Source organism: Micromonospora sp. RB23, from assembly GCF_053585025.1.
Genome location: NZ_CM132111.1, coordinates 3,753,891 through 3,774,075 on the forward strand (window position 1 = coordinate 3,753,891; position 20,185 = coordinate 3,774,075).

Sequence of the window (20,185 nt, forward strand, 5' to 3'; positions counted from 1 at the left end):
GCCTCGTGGGCGGGTCAGGCGATGGCGGTCTTGCACGCCTCGACGAACTGGGCGGCGGCCTGCGCGGGGGTGGCCCGGCCGTACTGGGCGCTCTCGGCGGCCTTGACCAGCTCGGACTTGACCGTGCTGTGTCCCTTGATCGGCACCTGTGGCGACGCGCCGAACTTCTGGGTCAGCTCCGCCTCGACGGCGATCGACTGCTTCATCGCGGGGTCGGTCGTGCCGTCGCTGACCACCTGACGCAGGTCCAGGTTGGACGGCAGTCCACGGTCGGTGCCGAGCAGCGTGACGGCCTCCCGGTCGTTGGCCAGGAAGTTGATCACGTCGACCGCGATGTCCTTCTTCTTGCTGCCCTTGAAGACGGACCAGTACATCGAGGCCCGGGCCCACTGCGCGCCGGGGTCACCGGGGTACGCGACGACACCCAACTCGTCCTTGGTGTTCTTCTTCAGGTCCGGCATCTGGTTGGCCCAGACCCAGGACGTCGCCGACTTGCCGGTGACCACCAACTGCTTGGTGACGTCGCTGGAGTTGCCCTCGTGGATGACGTCGGCGGTCGGGGTGGCCTTGCGGTCCCGGGCGCCCTTCCACAGGTCGAACCACGCGGTCACGTCCTCGGCGGTGAAGCCCAGCTCCTTGCCCTTGTAGAGGTCCTTGCCCCGCTGGCGCAGCCACACCCAGAACGCCTTGTAGTCGGCGCTCGGGTCCTGCGTGCCGGGCACGCCGGTCTTGCGGGACACCTCCTCGGCCCAGGCGATGTGCTGCTCCCAGCTCATCCCGGTGGTCGGCTCGGGCAGGTTGTGCTTGGTCAGCAGCGTCTTGTTGTAGACGAGGCCCTGGGTGTTCTCCCCGGCGGCCACCCCGGCGAGCTTGCCGTCGACCACCCCGTACTCCAGCAGGCTCTTGGGGAACGTGGAGGTGTCGAGCTTGCCGGACTCCTGGTAGGTCTTCAGGTCGAGCGTGGTGTTGCGGCCGGCGTACTCGGCGAGGTAGTTGTCGTCGATCTGGAACAGGTCCGGCGGGTTGCCACCGGCGGTGAGCGTGGCGAGCTTGTCGAAGTAGCCCTGGTTGGCCTGCCAGGTCTTCTCGAAGGTCACGTTCGGATGCTTCCTGGTGTAGAGGGCGAGGGCGTCCTCGGTCAGCTTGGCCCGGGCGTCGCCGCCCCACCAGAAGATCGAGAGCTTGACCGGGGCGTTCGGGTCGGCGGTGCCGCCGTCGTCGCCGCACGCGGCGGCGCCGAACAGCAGAGGCGCGGCGACCGTCGCGGCGAGCAGGCCGCGCAGCAATCGTCGCCGGGGCAGCGGGGTACCGTGAGGACGCCCGACGGGCGTGCCAGTGGTGGGGGACGTTGCGGGGTGCATGTGCGCTCACTCCTCGGCTTTAGGAGGCGACGGCATCACCGGTGGCCGCGGTCGGGATGCCCGGGCCCGCAGGGCAGTGCGGGTCCGGGCCAGGGGAAGCGGCCAGGGGACGGGCCGGTCGGGCGTGCGGGCCCGGACCGGTCGAGTCGCGGATGACCAGGTCGGTCTGGAGCATTACCTGTGCGGTGGTACGACGGACGCCGACGGCCGTGCCGGCACCGGATCCCCGCGCGCCGCGCGGTGACTCGATGTCCTGTTGCAGCAGCATGTCGACGGCCGTCCGGCCGGCGGCCCCGGTGGGTGTGGCCACCGTCGTCAGTTTGGGTCGGGTGAGCCGGCTCAGGGCGATGTCGTCGACCCCGACGACGCTCACCTCCTGCGGCACCCGCACCCCGAGCGCGTCCAGCCCTTCGATGAGGCCGATCGCCATCAGGTCGTTGTAGGCGAGCACGGCGGAGACGCCGCTGCGTCGTACCTGCTCGGCCACGGCGGAGCCGCCGGTCTCGGTGGGGGCGTTGGGGCCGAGGACGGTCAGCTCCCCGCCACCGGCCCGCACGGCCGCGGTGGCGGCGCGTCGCATCTCCCGGTTGGTCCACGAGCTGCGCGGCCCGCCGAGCAGCGCGATGTCGCGGTGACCGAGACCGATCAGATGCTCGACGGCCGCCCGGGCACCCTGCCCGACATCCATCAGCACGCACGGCAGGCCGGTCACCTGACGGTTCACCACGACCAGCGGCACCTCGCGGCTGAGCTGCTCGATCAGACTGTTGCTCATCCGGGGACTGCACAGCAGCACCCCGTCGACCTGCTTCGCGAGGGCGTGGACCAGCTCCTCCTCGGCGGTCGGGTCCTCGTTGGTGTCGGCCACGAACACGTGGTAGTCGCGGTGCCGCGCCTGGCTCTCCGCCGCCTTGATCAGCGGTGGGAAGAACGGGTTCGCGATGTCCGCGATGATCAGCCCGATGTTGTGCGTACGCCCGGTGATCAGGGCGCGGGCGGCGCGGTTCGGCCGGTAGCCCAGGTCCTCCGCGCAGGCCAGCACCCGGACCCGGGTCTCGGGATTGACGAGGTGCGGGGCGGAGAAGGTGCGGGACACGGTCGAGATGTGCACCCCGGAGGCGCGGGCGACGTCCCGGATGGTGACTGGCACGGCGGCCCCTTCGTCCGAGTACGGCGGTGGTCACGCGGGTGCCGCCAATTAATGCAAACGGTTGCTCCACTGTCAACGGTCAATGTTTGCAGCTCTGTTGCGTCGACACGCCCAGCGGTGACCTGCACATTCGCAAAACCCCATAATTGCCGCCGATTGTGCCGTCGTCGTTGACGTCGTCAGATCGATCGTGGTTACTTCACTGCAAACCTTTGCAGGGGTCATCCGGAGGGCGATGGCATGTCACCGAGATCCGGCGGGCGCGTCCGTTACGCCGTCGTGGGCACCGGCGCGCGGGCGGAGATGTTCGTCCGGGCCCTGGTGCTCGACCACGCCGACTCCACCGAGCTGGTGGCCTTCGCCGACGTCAACCAGACCCGGATGGACGCGCACAACCGTTGGCTGGGCGAGCTGGGACACCGGCCGGTGCCCACGTACCCCGCCGGCGGGTTCGCCTCCATGCTGGAGGCGGAACGGGTCGACGTCGTCCTCGTGACCAGCGTGGACGTCACCCACGACGAGTACGTGGTGGCCGCGCTGCGCGCCGGCCGGGACGTCGTCACCGAGAAGCCGATGACCGTGGACGTCCCCCGCTGCCGGCGCATCCTGGACGCGGTGACCGAGACCGGCGGCGGCGTCACCGTCGCCTTCAACTACCGCTACAACCCGCTGCACGAGCAGGTCCGCCGGCTGCTCGCCGAGGGCGCGGTCGGCGAGATCGGCTCGGTGCACTTCGAGTGGCTGCTCGACGTGCGCCACGGCGCCGACTACTTTCGCCGCTGGCACCGCGACAAGGCCACCTCCGGCGGACTCCTGGTACACAAGGCCAGCCACCACTTCGACCTGGTCAACTGGTGGCTGGCCGCCACACCGGTCGAGGTGTACGCGGCCGGCCGGCTCTTCTTCTACGGCGAGGACGGCCGCCGGCACGGCTACGCCCGCGACTACGACCGGGCGTACGGCGACCCGGCCGCCGTCGACGACCCGTTCGCGCTGCGGCTCGACGCGCATCCCCGGCTGCGTGAGCTGTACCTCGACGCCGAGGCCGAGGACGGCTACCAACGCGACCGCAACGTCTTCGCCCCCGGCGTCAGCATCGAGGACGACATGGCGGTGCTCGTCCGCTACTCCACCGGCGCGACGATGACCTACCACCTCACCGCGTACGCCCCCTGGGAGGGCTACCGGGTGATGGTCAACGGCAGCCGGGGACGCCTCGAACTGGAGGTGACCGAGAACGACTACGTGGACCGGGGCACCGCCGGCGCGGTCAAGGGCGCGGCCCTGCACGGCGTCGAGGCGCCCGCCGAGGGGGGCGGCGCGACGCTCACCGTGCGCCCGTTCTGGGCACCGCCCCGGCGGATCCCTGTCGAGGGTCGTACCCGACACGGGCACGGCGGCGCGGACGCCCGGATGACGGCGGTGCTCCTGGGCGGCCAGCCCGATCCGCTGGACCGCGCCGCGACGGCCGAGGACGGCGCGGCGGCCCTGCTCACCGGCCTGGCCGCCAACCGGTCCCTGGAGACCGGACGGCCCGTGCGCGTCGCCGACCTGCTCACCACCCGCTGAGAAGCAGAACGAGGAGCCCCGTGCCGACGTCCGACCACACCGACCTGCTCCTGCCGGCCGAGCCGGGTCAGCGCGCGCTGGCCCGGGAGCTGTACGCCCTCGCGGCGCGGCAACCGATCATCTCGCCGCACGGGCACGTCGACCCGGCCCTGCTCGCCGAGGACCGACCCTTCCCCGACCCGGCACGGCTGCTCATCGTGCCCGACCACTACCTGACGAGGATGCTGCTCAGTCAGGGCGTACCCCCGGCGGACCTGGGGGTGCCCACCCGCGACGGCGGACCGGTGGAGGCCGACGGGCGGGTGATCTGGCGGCGCTTCGCCGCGCACTGGCACCTGTTCCGGGGCACCCCGTCGCGGCTGTGGCTGGAACAGACCTTCCGCACGGTCTTCGGAGCGCACACCCCGCTGCGTCCCGACACCGCCGACGCCCTCTACGACGAGATCGCCGCGCGGCTCGCCGAGCCGGAGTTCCGGCCCCGGGCGCTGTTCGAGCGCTTCGGGATCGAGGTCCTCGCCACCACCGAGTCGCCGCTCGACGACCTCGCGTCGCACGCCAAGCTCGCCGCCGACGGGTGGGGTGGGCCGGGCGGCCGGGTGGTCACCACGTTCCGGCCCGACGACGTGGTGGACATGGAGTTCGACGGCTGGTCGGCGAACGTGGCGCGGCTCGGCGCGCTGACCGGGGAGGACACCGGCACGTACCCCGGTTATCTGGCCGCGCTGCGGGCCCGCCGGGCGGCGTTCGTCGCCGCCGGGGCGACCTCGTCGGACCACGGGCATCCCACCGCGCGCACCCTGGACCTGACGCCGGCGGAGGCCGCGCGGCTGTACGACCGTGGGCTGGGCGGCGCGGCGGACGCCGCCGACGCCGAGGCGTTCCGGGCGCACATGCTCATGGAGTTCGCCCGCATGTCCCTCGACGACGGCCTGGTGATGCAGCTGCATCCCGGCGCGGTCCGCAACCACAACCGCTGGCTGTACGAGCGGCACGGCCGGGATGTCGGCGGCGACGTGCCGCAGGCCACCGAGTACGTGCACGCGCTCGCCCCGCTGCTGTCCCGCTACGGCAACGACCCCCGGCTGACGGTGGTGCTCTACACCCTCGACGAGGACACCTTCACCCGCGAGCTGGCGCCCCTGGCCGGCGGGTACGCCGCGCTGCTGCTCGGGGCGCCCTGGTGGTTCCTGGACTCCCCCGAGGCGCTGCGGCGGTTCCGGGAGACGGTCACCGAGAGCGCCGGCTTCTACAACACCACCGGGTTCGTCGACGACACCCGGGCGTTCTGCTCCATCCCGGTACGCCACGACGTGGCCCGCCGGGTCGACGCCGGCTTCCTGGCCCGGCTGGTCGCCGAGGACCGGCTGGCGATGGACGAGGCCGCCGAGACGATCGTCGACCTGGCGTACCGGCTGCCCAAGCGGGTCTTCAGATTCGAGAGGCGGGCCCAGTGACCACCACCATCACCTCTGTCGAGGTGCACGACGTGCGGTTCCCGACCGCCGCCCGGGGCGACGGCTCCGACGCGATCAACCGGGGCGACTACTCGGCGACATACGTCGAGCTGGGCACCGACGCCGGACCGGTGGGCGCGGGGTTCACCTTCACCAACGGGCGGGGCAACGAGATCACCTGCGCGGCGGTGCGAGCGCTGGCCCACCACGTCGAGGGTCGTACGGTCGAGGAGATCGCCGCCGAGCCGGTGGCGTTCTGGCGCTCGCTCAGCGCCGACGCGCAGTTGCGCTGGCTGGGCCCGGAGAAGGGCGTCATCCACATGGCGACCGGCGCGCTGGTCAACGCGGTGTGGGACCTGCGGGCCACCCTCGCCGGCAAGCCGATGTGGCGGTTCCTCGCGGAGCTGCCCACCGACGACCTCGTCGCCAGCGTCGACTTCCACCACATCACCGACGCGCTGACGCCCGACGAGGCGGCCGCGATCCTCGACAAGGGACGCGACGGCCTGGCCGACCGCCTGGCGACGCTGGAACGGGACGGTTTTCCCTCGTACACCACCTCGGTCGGATGGCTCGGCTACCCGGACGAGAAGGTACGGGCGCTGACCCGGCAGGCGTACGACGACGGCTGGCGGGCCATGAAGATGAAGGTCGGTGGCCCGCTCGCCGACGACCTGCGCCGGGCCCGGATCATCCGCGCCGAGATCGGCCCGGACGCGCTGCTGATGATGGACGCCAACCAGGTCTGGGACGTCGACGAGGCGATAACCGCGATGACCGCCCTCGCCGAGGTGGACCCGTACTGGATCGAGGAGCCGACACATGCCGACGACATCCTCGGCCACGCCCGGATCGCGCGGGCGGTGACCGAGCTGACCGGCGGCCGGTGCCGGGTGGCCACCGGCGAGGTCGCCGCCAACCGGGTGATCTTCAAGCAGTTGCTCCAGGCCGAGGCGATCGGCGTGATGCAGGTCGACGCGTGCCGGGTCGGCGGCGTCGACGAGGTCCTGGCCGAGCTGCTGCTCGCGGCGAAGTTCGGGGTGCCGGTCTGCCCGCACGCCGGGGGCGTCGGCCTCTGCGAGTACGTCCAACACCTGGCGATCTTCGACTACCTGCGGGTGGGCGCGAGCCTCGACGGCCGGATGATCGAGTACGTCGACCACCTGCACGAACACTTCGTCGACCCGGTACGCACCCGCGGTGGCCGCTACCTGCTACCGGACCGACCCGGTTACAGCGCCACCATGAGACCGGCGTCGACCGCCGAGTTCCGGTTCCCGGACGGTCCGGCATGGCGGTGACCGTCGGCGCGTCCCGCCTCGGCCTGGGCGTCCTGCGCCACCTGCCCGTCGACTCCCGTCCCCTCGTGCGTCCGGGCACCGTGCCGACGGGCGTCGTACACCTCGGGTTGGGGGCCTTCCACCGCGCGCACCAGGCGGTCTACACCGAGGCGGCGGTCGGCGCGGCCGGCGGCGACTGGGGCATCGTGGCCGTCGCGCCGCGCAGCGCCGCCGTGGTCGACGCGCTCGCCGCCCAGGACAACCTGTTCAGCGTGAGCGCCCTCTCGGCCGCCGACGCCACCACCCGGGTGGTGGGCGCGCTCAGTGGCGTACGGCACGCGCCGAGCGACCCGGACGCCGTGGTGGCGTTGCTCGCCGACCCGGCGGTCCGCGTCGTGACGCTCACCGTCACCGAGAAGGCGTACCAACTCGACCCGGTGACCGGCCGGTTGTCGCCGGACTCCGCGCTCGCCGCGGACCTCGCCGGCGGTCGACCCCCGACGACCGTGCCGGGTCTGCTGCTGCACGGACTGGCCGCCCGCGCCGCCGCCGACGCCGGACCGGTCGCCCTCGTCAGCTGCGACAACCTGCCGGCCAACGGCCGACGGCTGCGGGGGCTGGTCGACCAGGGCATCGAGCGGGCCGCCGGAGTTCCGGCCGGGCTGGTCGACTGGGTGGCCGCCAACGTGACGTGCCCGGGGACCATGGTGGACCGGATCGTGCCGGCCAGCACCCCGGAGACCATCGACGCGGCCCGCCGGGCGCTCGGCGTCACCGACCTGGCCGCGGTGGCCGCCGAGCCGTACGCGCAGTGGGTCATCGAGGACGACTTCCCCGGTGGTCGGCCGGGCTGGGAGCACGCCGGGGCGGTGCTGACCGACGACGCCGGGCCGTGGGAGCGGTTGAAGCTGCGCGCCCTCAACGGCGTGCACTCGGCCGTGGCGTACCTCGGCGCGCTGGCCGGGCGGGAGACCATCGCCGACGCCCTGGAGATCCCGCACCTGACCGACGTGCTGCGCCGGCTGATCGCCGAGGACGTTGCGGCCAGCTTCAGACCGCCGGACGGGGTGCGGGTCGTCGACTACGGCGAGCAGGTCCTCGCCCGGTTCGCCAACCCGGCGATCCGGCACCGCACCCTCCAGGTCGCGATCGACGGCTCGCAGAAGCTGCCGCAGCGCATCCTGCACACCATCGCCGACCTGCGCGCGTCCGGACGGTCCGCGCGCTGGGGCGCGCTGGTCGTGGCGTCCTGGTTGCGCTTCGCGCTGGGGTACGCCGACGACGGCCGCCCGTTGCCGATGCAGGATCCCCTCGCCGGGCCGATCCGGGCCGCCCTGGACGCCGGCGCGCAGAGCCCGGCCGGCGCGGTGGACGCCGTCTTCGCGCTGCGCGAGGTCATCCCGGCCGAGGTCGCCGACGACGACGAGGTACGCGCCCAGGTGATCGCCTGGCTCACCGCGCTCGGGCGGCACGGCGTCGAGGCGACGCTGGCCGGCGTCCGGTGAGCCCGGCCGGCGGCACGTCGACGGTCTCGGTGGCGGCGTTGGCGGGCCTGCCGTGAACGGGTGGCTGCCGCCGGCGACGGTGGCGCTGATCGGGGCGAACGGGCACGGACACTGGCACCGGCGGGTGATCGCTCCGCTGCACGCCGACGGCCGGCTGCGGCTCGTCGCCCTGGTCGACGTCGGACCGGTACGCGACGAGCGGGAGGCGCCGGTCCCACCCGGCGTCGGGGTGTTCACCGACCACCGGGCGATGCTCGCCGCCACCCGGCCGGAGGTGGTGGTCATCTGCACTCCGCCGCACACCCACCTGCCGATCGCCCGCGACGCCGTGGCGGCCGGCGCGGACCTGCTGCTGGAGAAGCCGCCGGTGCTGTCGCTGGCCGAGCACCACGAGCTGACCGACGCGCTCGCGGCGGCCGGTCGGGTGGCCCAGGTCGGTTTCCAGGCGCTCGGCTCGGCGGCGCTGACCGCGCTGACCGACGCCCTGGCCGCCGGCCGCCTCGGGACGGTCAGCGCCATCGCGACCGTCGCGGCCTGGCAGCGTCCGGACGCCTACTACGCGCGCACCCCGTGGGCCGGCCGCCGCACGGTCGACGGTCGGCCCGTGTTGGACGGCGCGTTGGCCAACCCGTTCGCGCACGCGGTGATGGAGTGCCTGGCCGTCGCCGAGGCGCTGGGCGGGGCGCCACCGTCGCCGGTCGCGATCGAGGTGGAGCGCTACCGGGTACGACCGATCGAGGTGGAGGACACGGCGGTGCTGCGCGTCCGGTTCCGTGCCGGTCCACCCGTGCTGGCGGCGGTCACGTTGGCCGCCGCGCAGTTCGTGGCCGGCGAGGTGACGGTGACCGGTACGACCGGGCAGGCCGTACTGGAATACCCGACCGACCGGCTGCGCCTGCCCGGTGACGCGGCACCCCGGCACGTCCCCGGTCGACAGGGCCTGCTGGAGAACCTGCTCGCCCACCGGATCGACCCGCCCGGGGTTCCGCTGATCGCGCCGCTGGCCCGTACCGCGCCGTTCACCGCGCTGCTGGACGCGCTGCGGTCCGCACCCGAGCCCCGACTGCTCGACGGCGACCTCGTCGACGTGGTGGGCGACGGCGACGAACGGGTGGGCCACCTGCGCGGCGTGGTCGAGGTGCTGCGCCGCTGCGCCGCACGGGGGGCGCTGCCGAGCGAGCTGGGCGTGCCGTGGGCGGTGCCCGCGTACCGCGCCGACGTGACGGGATAGAGACCGGCCCAGTCGTGTCAGCGACGCAGGGGCCCATCGATGTGGAGAAGATCGGCTATAAGTGACGCATGGACTTCCCGCCGCACCTGGGCAGCATGCCGATGCACGCGATCACCGAGATCCACGGCGAACCGGGCCTGCTGGAGCGCTTCCGCCTGGAGGTCCAGCAGTTCGACGACACCGACCGGGCGCGGTTGACCGCCGCGCTCGATCTCGCCGCCGAGCTGCACCGCGACGACCGGCGCGTTCGTGAGCCGTACCTGAACCACCTGTTGCGCGTGGCGATCCGGTTGATGCACCACTACCAGGTGCGGGACGTGGACGTGATCGTCGCCGGCCTGCTGCACGACGCGGTCGAGGACCACCCGTCGGAGCTGGCCGGTGGCGACTGCGGGCCCGATCCGACCCCGGCCGCGTTGCGGACGCTGTCCGCGCGGTTCGGGCCGCGCGTCGCCACGCTCGTCGCGGCCGTCACCAACCCGGTGTACGACCCGCACCGGGACCGCAACGAGCAGTACCGCGAGCACCTCGCGGTCAGCCTGGAACGCGAGCCGTGGGCACGGGTGATCAAGGTGTCGGACTTCACCGACAACGGCGTGGGGGTCATCCACACGATCGGGCCGAAGGTCGTCTCGTCGGCCCGCAAGTACCGGCCGCTGGTGCCGCTCTTCCGCGACCTGATCAGCCGGCCGGACACACCGCTGTCGCCCGCGGTGAAGCGGCACATCTTCGGTCAGCTCGACCTCGCCGAGGAGCGCTTCAGCGCCATCCTCGACCAACCGGCCCCGAACTGACACCTCCGCCGGTCAGGCCGGCGCGGACGAGCTGCTCCAGCCAGCGTGTCGGGGCGATGCCCAGCTCCCGGCCCAGGTCGGCGCGGAACAGCTCGAACCGCCGTACGGCCTCGTTGAGGTTGCGCTCGGCCAGGTGCACACCGATCAGCACGCGGGTGGCGCTCTCCCGCAGCGGCTCCAGGTGCACGGCCGTCAACGCCACCTGCACCGCCTCGCTGAGGCGTCCCTGGGCGGTGAGCCGTTCGGCGAGGGCCTCCAGCGCGTGCAGCTGGGTCTGACGCAGTCGCTCCCGCTCGATCAGCACCCAGTCGTCGTACCAGCCGGGCAGCAGCTCCCCGGTCGCCAGCGCGGGCACCCCGACACCCACGCCGGCCGGCACGCCGCCCGTCAACAGGGCCGCGGCGGCCGCGCCGAGGGTGGCCACGTCACTGGTCACGCCGGCGGCCAGGGCCAGTCGGTCGTCCTCCTCGACCAGGGGCTCGGGGGTGGCCCGGTGCAACCGCCAGAGCATGGTGCGCAGGTTCGCGCGAGCCCGCTCCTCGTGGGAGCCGGGCCAGAGGGTGCCGGCGGCCTCCCAGCGGGCGCACCGCTGGCGTACGCCGAGGTAGGCGAGCAATCGGCGGGCACCCTGCGGCACCGCGACGGACCGGCCGTCGCGTTCCAGCGCGAACCCCCCGAGCAGCCGCAGCGCGTAGCGCGTTGGTCGCGCCGCCTCAGTCTCCTGCGCCCCGGAGCGGAGGTCCTGTGACACCTCGTGAACTGCCATCCGTGCGCCCTTCGTACCCGATCGCTCCGTGGGAGTCCCACGCTCGGGTGTGGAGGGTCGGTACGCCAGCACAGTGTCGTCACACCGACCCGGCGAACGGCGCGGATCAACCGTTCGCCGGAGTCGTCGCCGGCCGTTCAGCGCAGCTTGCTCAGCGTCTGGGCGTACCCGGTCCACTCGGCGGCGTCGCCGGCCTCGGCGCGTACCCCGGCCTCCTTCATGATGCCGAGCACCCGCTCGGCCGGCGCCTCGGCGAGCTTGCCCAGCGTGCTGATCCCGGCGCGGGCCAGCGCGGCGCGTGCCTTGGTCGGCACCCCGGCGAGCATCGCGATGTCGGCGTCCGCGACGTTCTCCAGCCCCGCGTCGACGCCGAGGGCCGCGGAGACCGCCGACTGCGCCCCGACGGTGGTCCGGACGATCACGGCCTCGCGCTCGCTGACCTCGGCGATCATGGCGTCCAGGCTCGGGTAGCTACTGTCGGCCGGCAGCACCTTGAGCACGTCGCGGATCGTCCGGCCGTCGGCCACCTCGTCCTCGCCGAAGAAGCGGACGAACTCGGCCACCTTCACCTCGCGCGGGAAGCGCTGCCGCACGTCACCGTGCTCGACGGCGTAGCGGGCGACCTGGGCGGCGCCGCGCACCTTCGGGCCGACCACCACGTCCACGCCGAGGGTCTCCACGGCGGGCAGCACGATCGTGCCGGCCTTGGTCTGCCAGATGCTGACCTTCTTGTCCATGAACATCGTGGTGCCCATGTACTTGCCGAAGTCCAACGCGCCGATGTAGTTGGGGATCTGCTCGAAGGTGTACGGGCCGGGGACGATCGTGTTCTCGTGCACCGTCGAGTGCAGCCGGTTGATCTCGGCGCGGATCTCGTCGAGCAGCCGGCGCAGGCTCACCCGCATCGCCGCCATGCAGGTGAACGCCTTGGCCAGGTCGGCGCCGAGGTGGTCCAGGTCGTGCTCGATGCGGTGGAACCGCTCGTTGAAGCCCTGCTCCCCCGGTGTCTGGCCGGCCTGTACGACATCCTCGCCGTCCACCCAGTCGGTGTGCGCGAACGTACGGGCGAACGGTGGTGGGGCGCAGCCCGGCTCGACGGCCGGGAACTGCTCGGCGTAGCTGAACACCCGCTTCGCGGTGCCGACGTTCTCGTAGATCCAGGAGGAGACCAGCACGCTGGCGTCCGACGCCGGAATGCCGTTGCGGGTGAACGCCTCGTACAGCTCAGTGACGGTCACCCCGTCGTAGTTGATCTCGTTCGCCATCGTGGTGTCCCTCTCAGAGCTGGTCGTACACGCCGCGGTGCCGGCGCTGCTGGAAGGTGCGGAAGGTCCGGGCCACGGCCGGGCGCAGCGGCTCGGCGGTCCCGTCGTCGTCGAGGTCGACGTGGTCACGCCGGATGCCGAACGTGTTGATCTCCACGCCGAGCGGGCAGACCCTCGTCAGGGCGTTCATCAGCCGCTCGTACTGCTCCAGGGTCAACGTCACCCCGGCGGGCAGCTCGACCCGGAACTCGTACGGGTCGGTCCGGCCGGTCCGCACGTAGGACAGCGCCACCACGGCGACCAGCCCGGCGTGGGTGGGGCGGAGCGCGGTCCGCGCGCCGACCGCCTTGATCTCCGCCGTGCCGCCGCCGAGTCCCACCGTGTACCAGCGGAACCCGGTGGCCCGGCGCTCGCTCAGGTTCAGCCCGGCCTGCGGCAGGCCGATGACGCTGCACACCAGCAGCACCCGGTTGCCCGTCTCGACGAGCGGCAGCACGGCGGCGAGGTGCTCGTCGCGCAGCAGCCCCACCAGCCGGGCGAGCCGGTCGGCGGCGGCCGGCTGCCCGGCGACCAGCGCGGACGCCAGCGCCGCCGGCAGTTCGATGGTCTCCACCAGCTCGTCGGGGAGGCGGTTCAGCGCGGCCACCACGGGCGCCGGGTCGCGCACGGCGGGCAGGCCGGCGGCGGCGAGGACCGCGTCGACGGGCTGACCGGCCGGTCGGGTCGGCACGGCCGCCCACCGGGTCCGGGCCACCGCGTCGGTCAACGGGTTCCACGCCGGCTCCCCGGCGGCCACCCAGGCCGTCCGGGCCGCGCTCAACCCGGCCAGCAGCAGGGCGTTGCCACCCGGATCGCCCGGGGCGTGGAACTGCGCCTCGACCGGCGCGTCGACGCCCACCGGGGCGGTCAGCGGCGCGGTCACCGCCAGCCCCCGGGTGGGCAGGTGTGACAGGTACATCACGGTGGTGCTGACCCGGTGGGTGGTCGGCAGCCCGCACACCCGCCACAGCCAGGACAGCTCGCCGTCGGCCGAGACGGTGGGCACGCCGGCGGCGCGGGCGGCGACGATCAGCGCTTCGGCGGTCCGGTCCGCGGTCACCGTCCGACCGGTGTCCAGCACCCGGTTGCGCAGGTCGGTGGCCTGCGCCGGGGTCGGCCAGCTCACGTCGACCCCGAGACCCAGCTCGTAGCGGCTGCCACCGGCGTCGTCCTGGGCCCTGCTGACCTGCCACACGATCGTCGAGCCGAGCGCCCGGCAGACACGTCCCGCACGGTCCAGGGCGGCGGCCAGCGGGGGCGCGATGCCGTGCGCGCTGTCGAAGGCGTACGACTGACGCAGGCTCGCCCGCAGGGCCGTGACCTGGGCGAGCCGGCTGGCCGGCAGCGCCCGGCCGGCGTGGACGGTGTTGTTCGGCGGGGTGTTGGCGGGCAGGACGAGGCGGTCGCGGCGTAGTTGGGCGAGGAAGTTGGCGCGGTGCTGCGGGTCGCCGACGGCCACCAGCCGGACCGCCACCGCGAACTGGTCGTCGTCCTCGCGCAGCGTGAAGCGTGCGCCGCCGGGCAGGTCGGCGAAGAGGCCCGTGTTCGGGTCGGTGTCCGCGCCGGGGCCGTTGAGCAGGCGGCGTACCGCGCCCGGGGTGGGCAGCAGGAACCGCCGGTACAGCCCCAGCCGGTGGGCGTACGCCGCGTCCGGCTCGCGGGCCGGCGGCGCCAGCCGTCGGGCGTACACCTCGCCGTTGGTCGGCTCGTGCACCAGCTCGTCGACGAAGCGGGCCACCCCGACGTCCGCGCCGATCCGGTCCAGGGCGTCGCGTCGGGCGTGGGCTAGGGTCCGGTACGCGTGCACCTCCCGCGCCGCGCGGCGCAGCCGGTGCTTCTCGTACGACACCAGGTAGAGCAACCGGCCCAGATTGCCCTCGACCACGGCCATCTGCACCAGCGCCGGAAGCGCCGCACCGGTGACCGCCGCGGCGGCGGCCCCCTCGACCGCCCGCTCCGCCGACACGGCCACGGTGAACGGCGCGACCAGCGGCTCGTCGGCGGTGTCCGGCACGTACGCGGGCACCGACGCGCCCTCGGCGGACCAGGGCGCGAAGACCGCCGGTGGCAGCACCCGCTGCCCCGCGCCGCCCGGGTCGACGGTGACCGTCACCCGCACGGTCTCCTCGGCCAGGTCGCGGCGCAGCACGACGGTGAGCAGCGGATGCCGACTCGTCCAGTCCACGGCGGCGGCGCCGGACTCGGCGAGCGGCACCACGACCCGCCGGACGGTCCCCGGGTACGGGCCCTCCAGCTGGTCGACGAGGTTGCGTTCGACGGACGGGTCGACGCCGTCCACGGGTACCCGGATGTCGGTCATCGCGCCCCCGCTCACACGATCCGGAACGGCCGGGGGTCGTCCCGGTCGACGTAGACGGGCACCTGGTTCGCGGCGAGCACCGCGTTGTCGCCGACCGGCAGGCGCTGCACCCCGTCGCCGGTGGGCGCGCTGCCGGTCACCACCACCGCCGAGTCGGCCGGGAAGCGGACCAGTCGCAGGTTGCGCACGTCGGCTACGCCCGGCTCGTTCATGATCGTCCAGATCACCTCGGCGGCGCGGACCGGCTCGCCGAAGGGCAACTCGTCGACGTAGCGGCGCAGCCGGGCGTGCAGTCGGGCGCGCAGCTCGGTCGCGGCCGTGGAGGCGTTCACCGTCTCCTTCGAGCCGGTGGGCAGCGGCAGACCCCGGATCACGAGGTCGGCCTCGACGCCGATGCCGACCTCGTCGGCGCGGTCCACCGAGGCGAAGATGCCCACCGGGCGCAGATCCTCGATCACCGACTCGACGGCGGCGTGCAGCCCGTCCGGCCCGTCCCAGATGGCGGCGGCGGTCGGCGCGACGAGCACCGTGACGTAGTACGGGTTGCCCAGGTCGCGTTCGGTGCTGAACACCCGCTCGATGAAGCTGAAGTTGCCGAAGATGGACTGGTTGAGGTCCAGTCCGCCCCGGCCGTCGAAGACCTGCACCTGCCGTACGCCGGGCACGGTGGCGACGGCCAGGCCGATCGCCTCGGCCGTCCAGATGGACCGGGGCGCGGCCAGCAGCAGTTGCCGGTAGCGGGCGTCGGAGACCTGCTGCTCGCCGCCGGTGAGCGCGACGGTGTGGGTGATCTCGACCAGCTCCTTGCCGGCGGCCTGCTCGGCGTCGTCCAGGTCGGCCAGCAGGGTGTCGGCGCGGTTCCAGCGGTCGATCTTCTGCTGCGGCTGGGTGGGGTCGAGGTTGTGCGCCGGGCCGGGATAGAAGGCGGCGACGGCCGGTTCGCGCTCGCCGACGGCGGCGGAGAGCACCACCGTCTCGTCCAGGGCCACGTCGTGTCCCCCGGGGGTGGACAGCCGGGCGCCCCGGGGCAGCGTGAGTTGGGTGTGGCCGGTCGGCAGGGCGGCCTTGAGCTTGAGCTTCACCGTCCCCCGGGCTTGCAGGTACGGCCGGGCGATGCCGAGTTCCTCGCCGAGGCGGGTCAGCGCGTCGGCGGTCGCGGACACCACGAAGGAGTTGTCGTAGACCGCGCCGAGCGCCGCCCACATCCGGGCGTCCTCCAGGGCGGCGAGTTCGAGGACCTTGCGCAGCACCGCGCCGCTGGTCAGGTCGACGTCCTCGCCGAACAGCAGGCGGGCGGTGGCCAGCTTCTCGGCGAGCAGCCGGGCGAAGGACTTGGGCACGAAGCCGGTCTCGACGATGCCGAAACCCGTCGAGCCGGTGGCCCGCAGCGCGGCGGCGTCGACGGCGAGCACGTCGGCCAGCTCGGCCGGGAGGGTCGGGTCAGACACTGGGCAGCTCCCCGAGGCGCACCGAGAGCCGGTCGTCGGTGATGGTTTCGAACTGGACCTGGACCTGGAGGGTGCGCGAGGCGCGCAGCGCGGCGGCGGACGCGTCGTCGGCGCGTCCCGCGCCGAGCCGACCGTCGTCGAGGTTCACGTCGACGATCTTGCGGACGCGCGGATCGCGGTCGAGCAGGGTGATGATGCCGATGCGGACCTGTTCGCGGATGAGGTTCGGCTCGATCTGCTCGGCGAGGGCGTTGAGCCCGTCGAAGCCGAACGTCGCGTCGAAGACGTTCGAGCCGCGCAGCGTGGTCAGCGCCACCGCGAGGCTCTGCGCCACGTTGCCGGTGCCCTCCACCAGCGCCAGCGTGCGGCCGTTCGGGCCGTCGTCGAAGACGATGTCCCGGGCCAGGTCGACGCCGGGCATGGTCGTTTCGAAGGCGAGGCCCCAGCCGAGGTAGCGGCGCTGGGCGGCCTGCCGTTCCCGCTCGGTGCGATCCACCTCAGGCCGCCTTCAGCTTGCTCTGGCCGGCGCTTGCGGCGAGGCCGGGGCTGGAGCCGTCGGTGGCGCCGCTGAGCGAGTCCAACGCCACGGCGACGCTGCCGACCCTGAGCTTGCCGGCCGCCCCGGTCGCGGACGTCACCGTGCTGCACTGCTTGGTGGAGTTGCTGGTGGTGATGGTGCAGCCGGCCACCGACCTGCCGTTGATGCCGTCGAGGCGGACCACCGGCTTGTGGTCGACGGTCAGCTTGCCCTGCCCGGTCGGAGAGACCTTCCCCTGGTTGGGGCAGTGCACGTCGCTCGACGTGGTGAGCACGAATGCCATGTCGCTCTCCTCAGTGGACGTTCATCGCGTTGCTGACCTGGACGTCGACGTCGTCGGCGGCGATGCTGACCGTGCCGCCGCTGATGTTCACCGCGCCGTTGCCGGCGTCCAGGTCGATCTGGGTGGCGGTGATGGTGATCGAGCCGTCCTGCTTCATGACGATCGAGGACCCGCCGGCGGCGTGCTCGATGGTGATGCTGTCGGCCTCGTCGGCGCGTGCCGGGCGCTGGCCGCGCCCCTTGAGCTGGGCCCGGCCCACCCGGACGGTCAACTCGCCCAGCTCGATGACCCGGTTGCCGTCGCCGTCGGTGAGGTCGTGCGCCACCTTGCCGTCGTGGTCGGCGGGGGTCACCGTGTCGTCGATGGACGAGCGGCTGCTGCTGGCCACCCCGACCGGCAGGGACAGCCACCAGTCCCCCGGCTCGGAGACCGGGGCGTGCCCGCTGGGCCAGAGCGCACCGACCTCCACCGGGTCGTCCGGAGCGCCGTTGCGGTACGCCAGGGCCACCCGGGTGCCCGGGTAGCGGGGCAGGATCAGCCCGCAGCCGCCCCAGGCGAACGGGGTCAGGTAGGTCACCCCGGGCAGGGGCGCGGGCTGCTGCCGGCGTACCGGTAGGCGGCGGGCGGCGTTGGGGCGGCCGTCCGGGCGAACGAGGCCCTCCCACACCGTCTCGGTCTGTGCGGGCGGCTCGACCGCGCCGCCGGCGTTGGTGGCGACCGCGCGTACCTCGCCGATCTCCAGGCCGCGCGTCTCACCCCGGGCCGCCCGGGCGGCCCGACGCACCGCCTCGGCGGCCGCCACCCCCGGCGACGACGCGGGACCGGCCGGCTCGGCGGTCCCCACACCTGACGCGTCGCTCCAGGTGTCCCACGCACTCGCGCCGGAGGCGACCTCGACGCCCTGCACCACCGTGACGAACCCGGCGGTACGCGACAGGGTGTGCCGGGCGGCGCTGAGGTAGAGCAGCTTCGCGCCCGCGCCCAGTTCCCCGGTCGACGGGGCGAACGGGGCGGCGAACGAGCCGAGCAGCGCCGCGCCGACACTGCCCAAGGTGGTGGCCTCGTCGGTGGCGGGCGGGTCGAAGCGGACCACATCCCCCGGCTTGAGGTCGGGGCGGCCCTTGAGCGTCAGCGTCCACGCCCGGCGGCGTGGCGCGGCGGCGCCGCCGGTCTCGGTGGCCGCGTACGGGTCAGTGTCCTGGGTGCCGTTCTCGGTGCAGGCCAGCAGGCCGGTGGCGAGGGTCAGCGGCTTCGGCTCCCCCTCCGGGTACGGGATGGGCCGCTTGCCGACGTGCACGGTGCCGTCGCGGATCAGCAGCATCCCCCGCCCGTACGCGTTGAGGGACTGCTGCAACGCGCCACCGAGGCGTTCCAGGGCGGCCCGGTAGAGCAGCCCCGCCCCGAAGGCGACCCGTTCGTCGCCGGCCGCCTGGGTCGCCCCGGCGGTCATCGTGCCGTCCGGGTTGGCGCCCCATCCGGTCACGTCGACCCGGGTCCGCTCGCCGATGGCCCGGATCGCCGCGGTGAACGTGGCCGCCTCGAAGCGTTCGGCGACCCGCTGCCCGAGCCGGGCGTACGCCTGCTCGACGAGGGTCAGCTCGGTGTCGTACGTCCGCTCGCCGGTGAGCCGGCGCACCTTCGTCACCCGCAGGACGGCGACCAGCGCCTGGGTCAGCTCAGCCGGGGTCGGGCCGGCGTTGACGCCGACCAGGTTGGTGAAGAACGCGCCGACGGAGGTGTTGGCGTCGCGCCAGTACAGGTGCAGCTTCGCCACCAGCGGCGGTTGCCCCTCAGCGGTGCGCAGCGCGGCGAAGTGCTCGTCGATGAGCCCCTGCACGGTGACCGTGTACGCGCCGGGGCCCAGCCCGTCGGGCAGCGCGGCGTCGATGGCCGCGTAGTAGTCGGCGCTGGACAGGGTGAGCGCGGCGTCCGGGCTGATGCCGGTCGGGGTCTCCCGGTGGAAGGTGATGGTCCAGCCGGCGTCGTTGCCGACGGCGCCCTGGCGTACCTGTCCGATCTGGAACGGCGTGAGCGTCATCGCAGCACCCTCCGCATCTTCTTGTCGAGCAGGTAGCGGTAGCGCAGCCTGCCGGGGCCGAGGTCGGACTCGACGCGCTGTGCGGGTGGCCGGCGACGCCAGACGAACTCGTTGATCGGTGGCGGCCCGAACTGGTCCACCGCGTGGTCGGTGCGCCGCCAGGCCACCGTCAGGTGGGAGCCGTAGTCGCCGGAGCCGCGGACCGTTCCGGCGTGCAGCAGCCAGGCCAGCACCAGCACTTCGACGGCGACCGGAGTGACACCGGCGGCGGTCGGTGTGCCCGCGTCGGGGCAGACGCGGCGCAGGCCGGTGGCGAGCGGCACCGAGCCGAGGATGCGGGTGCCCTGGCGGACGACGAGACGCAGCGGCACCCGACCGACGAGCGCCGGTGGCCGGGGCGTGGCCGGCGGCGCGGGCCGGGGCGCGAGGTCGTCGGCGGAGCTGCTGACCACCGCGAGCGGGTCGGTGGCCAGCCACTGTCGGGCCAGGCCGGTGGGCAGGATCAGCACCGCGTGTACGCCCGCGCCCAGCTCGACGCGGTGCGGGAGGCCGGCGGTGAGGCTCTGCCGCACCTCGCTGAACCCGTCGGGCACCCCGATCGGTGTCTCCGGCAGCAGGTAGCGGTCGATCGGGAACGGTGGCATCAGTTGCCCAACCCGTCGGCGAGCGCGCCGACTCCGATGCTGGCCACGTCGAGCAGCTTGCCGAGCAGGCTGGGACGCGGCACGTGGACGAGGGTGATGGTGGTGTCCAGGACGTCGCGGCGGGCGGCCGAGGCGTTGAAGGTCAGCGACTGCACCTGCATGTCGGTGCGGATGGTCATGGAGGTGACCAGGATCAGCCCGCCGAACTTCCCCCCGGAGTACGCCGCGAGGGCGGTGCCGCGTTTGCTCGCCTCGGCCATCGTCTCCAGGGCGAACTTCCAGGCGTAGCGTTCCGCGCCGACCAGAACGCCGGTGAGCGTGATGGTGTCGTCGTGGGTGGCCACGATGGCCTTGTGGGCGGTGGAGCCGATCGGCGGCAGGTGGTACGTCTGCGCCAGGGAGATGGCGGTGACCGCCCACAGTGGGATCGGCAGCACCCCGTCGCTGATGATCGCCGACGGCACCGTGCCGTACCGCATGAAGCTGCTGGTGATGGCCAT

17 protein-coding genes are annotated in these 20,185 nt (G+C 73.3%); 6 read left to right on the plus strand and 11 right to left on the minus strand.

What is annotated here, in order from left to right; translation table 11 throughout:
* Nucleotides 1–14: 14 nt before the first annotated feature.
* Together ACTFTM_RS17385 and ACTFTM_RS17390 are read right to left on the minus strand one after the other, a co-directional pair.
* On the minus strand, nucleotides 15–1,361 hold the full coding sequence (locus ACTFTM_RS17385) for an ABC transporter substrate-binding protein (RefSeq protein WP_449561516.1): 1,347 nt from the start codon (nucleotides 1,359–1,361) through the stop codon (nucleotides 15–17).
* 19 nt (nucleotides 1,362–1,380) lie between these two features.
* Nucleotides 1,381–2,511 carry a LacI family DNA-binding transcriptional regulator gene (locus ACTFTM_RS17390; protein ID WP_449561517.1) on the minus strand — a complete coding sequence of 377 codons (1,131 nt, stop codon included), beginning with the start codon at nucleotides 2,509–2,511 and terminating at the stop codon, nucleotides 1,381–1,383.
* Between the two features lie 240 nt (nucleotides 2,512–2,751).
* On the opposite strand from ACTFTM_RS17390, the gene ACTFTM_RS17395 reads away from it, so the two are divergent.
* The 6 genes from ACTFTM_RS17395 (at nucleotide 2,752) to ACTFTM_RS17420 (ending at nucleotide 10,344) form a co-directional block, all read left to right on the plus strand.
* Nucleotides 2,752–4,080, plus strand: coding sequence for a Gfo/Idh/MocA family protein (locus ACTFTM_RS17395; protein WP_449561518.1), 1,329 nt, complete (start codon nucleotides 2,752–2,754; stop codon nucleotides 4,078–4,080).
* A gap of 20 nt (nucleotides 4,081–4,100) precedes the next feature.
* Nucleotides 4,101–5,534 (plus strand): glucuronate isomerase, encoded by a 1,434-nt coding sequence (uxaC, locus tag ACTFTM_RS17400; RefSeq protein ID WP_449561519.1) that lies wholly within the window; start codon nucleotides 4,101–4,103, stop codon nucleotides 5,532–5,534.
* Nucleotides 5,531–6,835, plus strand: a complete 1,305-nt coding sequence (locus ACTFTM_RS17405; protein ID WP_449561520.1) for an enolase C-terminal domain-like protein — start codon at nucleotides 5,531–5,533, stop codon at nucleotides 6,833–6,835. Before uxaC ends, ACTFTM_RS17405 begins: the two co-directional genes overlap by 4 nt.
* Nucleotides 6,826–8,319: a mannitol dehydrogenase family protein gene (locus ACTFTM_RS17410; RefSeq protein WP_449561521.1), complete on the plus strand. Its 1,494-nt coding sequence runs from the start codon at nucleotides 6,826–6,828 to the stop codon at nucleotides 8,317–8,319. The genes ACTFTM_RS17405 and ACTFTM_RS17410 overlap by 10 nt, the downstream gene beginning before the upstream one ends.
* A 52-nt stretch (nucleotides 8,320–8,371) precedes the next feature.
* A complete protein-coding gene (locus tag ACTFTM_RS17415) occupies nucleotides 8,372–9,550 on the plus strand; it encodes a Gfo/Idh/MocA family protein (RefSeq protein WP_449561522.1) in 1,179 nt (392 codons plus the stop codon).
* Between the two features lie 68 nt (nucleotides 9,551–9,618).
* Nucleotides 9,619–10,344: an HD domain-containing protein gene (locus tag ACTFTM_RS17420; protein WP_449561523.1), complete on the plus strand. Its 726-nt coding sequence runs from the start codon at nucleotides 9,619–9,621 to the stop codon at nucleotides 10,342–10,344.
* On the opposite strand, the gene ACTFTM_RS17425 is transcribed toward ACTFTM_RS17420, so the two are convergent.
* The 9 genes from ACTFTM_RS17425 to ACTFTM_RS17465 form a co-directional block, all read right to left on the minus strand.
* Complete coding sequence (locus ACTFTM_RS17425; protein ID WP_449561524.1) at nucleotides 10,310–11,110, minus strand: AfsR/SARP family transcriptional regulator; 801 nt, start codon at nucleotides 11,108–11,110, stop codon at nucleotides 10,310–10,312. The two genes, ACTFTM_RS17420 and ACTFTM_RS17425, sit on opposite strands and share 35 nt — an antisense overlap.
* A 137-nt stretch (nucleotides 11,111–11,247) precedes the next feature.
* A complete protein-coding gene (locus ACTFTM_RS17430) occupies nucleotides 11,248–12,375 on the minus strand; it encodes a hypothetical protein (RefSeq protein WP_449561525.1) in 1,128 nt (375 codons plus the stop codon).
* A 13-nt stretch (nucleotides 12,376–12,388) separates the two neighbouring features.
* Complete coding sequence (locus ACTFTM_RS17435; RefSeq protein ID WP_449561526.1) at nucleotides 12,389–14,734, minus strand: hypothetical protein; 2,346 nt, start codon at nucleotides 14,732–14,734, stop codon at nucleotides 12,389–12,391.
* 11 nt (nucleotides 14,735–14,745) lie between these two features.
* Nucleotides 14,746–16,182: a baseplate J/gp47 family protein gene (locus tag ACTFTM_RS17440; RefSeq protein WP_449561527.1), complete on the minus strand. Its 1,437-nt coding sequence runs from the start codon at nucleotides 16,180–16,182 to the stop codon at nucleotides 14,746–14,748.
* A complete protein-coding gene (locus ACTFTM_RS17445) occupies nucleotides 16,175–16,678 on the minus strand; it encodes a hypothetical protein (RefSeq protein WP_449561528.1) in 504 nt (167 codons plus the stop codon). Before ACTFTM_RS17445 ends, ACTFTM_RS17440 begins: the two co-directional genes overlap by 8 nt.
* Before the next feature lies 1 nt (nucleotide 16,679).
* Nucleotides 16,680–17,003, minus strand: coding sequence for a hypothetical protein (locus ACTFTM_RS17450; RefSeq protein ID WP_449561529.1), 324 nt, complete (start codon nucleotides 17,001–17,003; stop codon nucleotides 16,680–16,682).
* 10 nt (nucleotides 17,004–17,013) lie between these two features.
* The gene (locus ACTFTM_RS17455; protein ID WP_449561530.1) at nucleotides 17,014–19,041 is read right to left on the minus strand and encodes a hypothetical protein; all 2,028 of its coding nucleotides are present in this window, start codon (nucleotides 19,039–19,041) and stop codon (nucleotides 17,014–17,016) included.
* Entirely contained in the window at nucleotides 19,038–19,685 is a 648-nt protein-coding gene (locus ACTFTM_RS17460; protein WP_449561531.1) for a hypothetical protein, read from the minus strand. Before ACTFTM_RS17460 ends, ACTFTM_RS17455 begins: the two co-directional genes overlap by 4 nt.
* Entirely contained in the window at nucleotides 19,685–20,185 is a 501-nt protein-coding gene (locus ACTFTM_RS17465) for a hypothetical protein (RefSeq protein ID WP_053659787.1), read from the minus strand. Before ACTFTM_RS17465 ends, ACTFTM_RS17460 begins: the two co-directional genes overlap by 1 nt.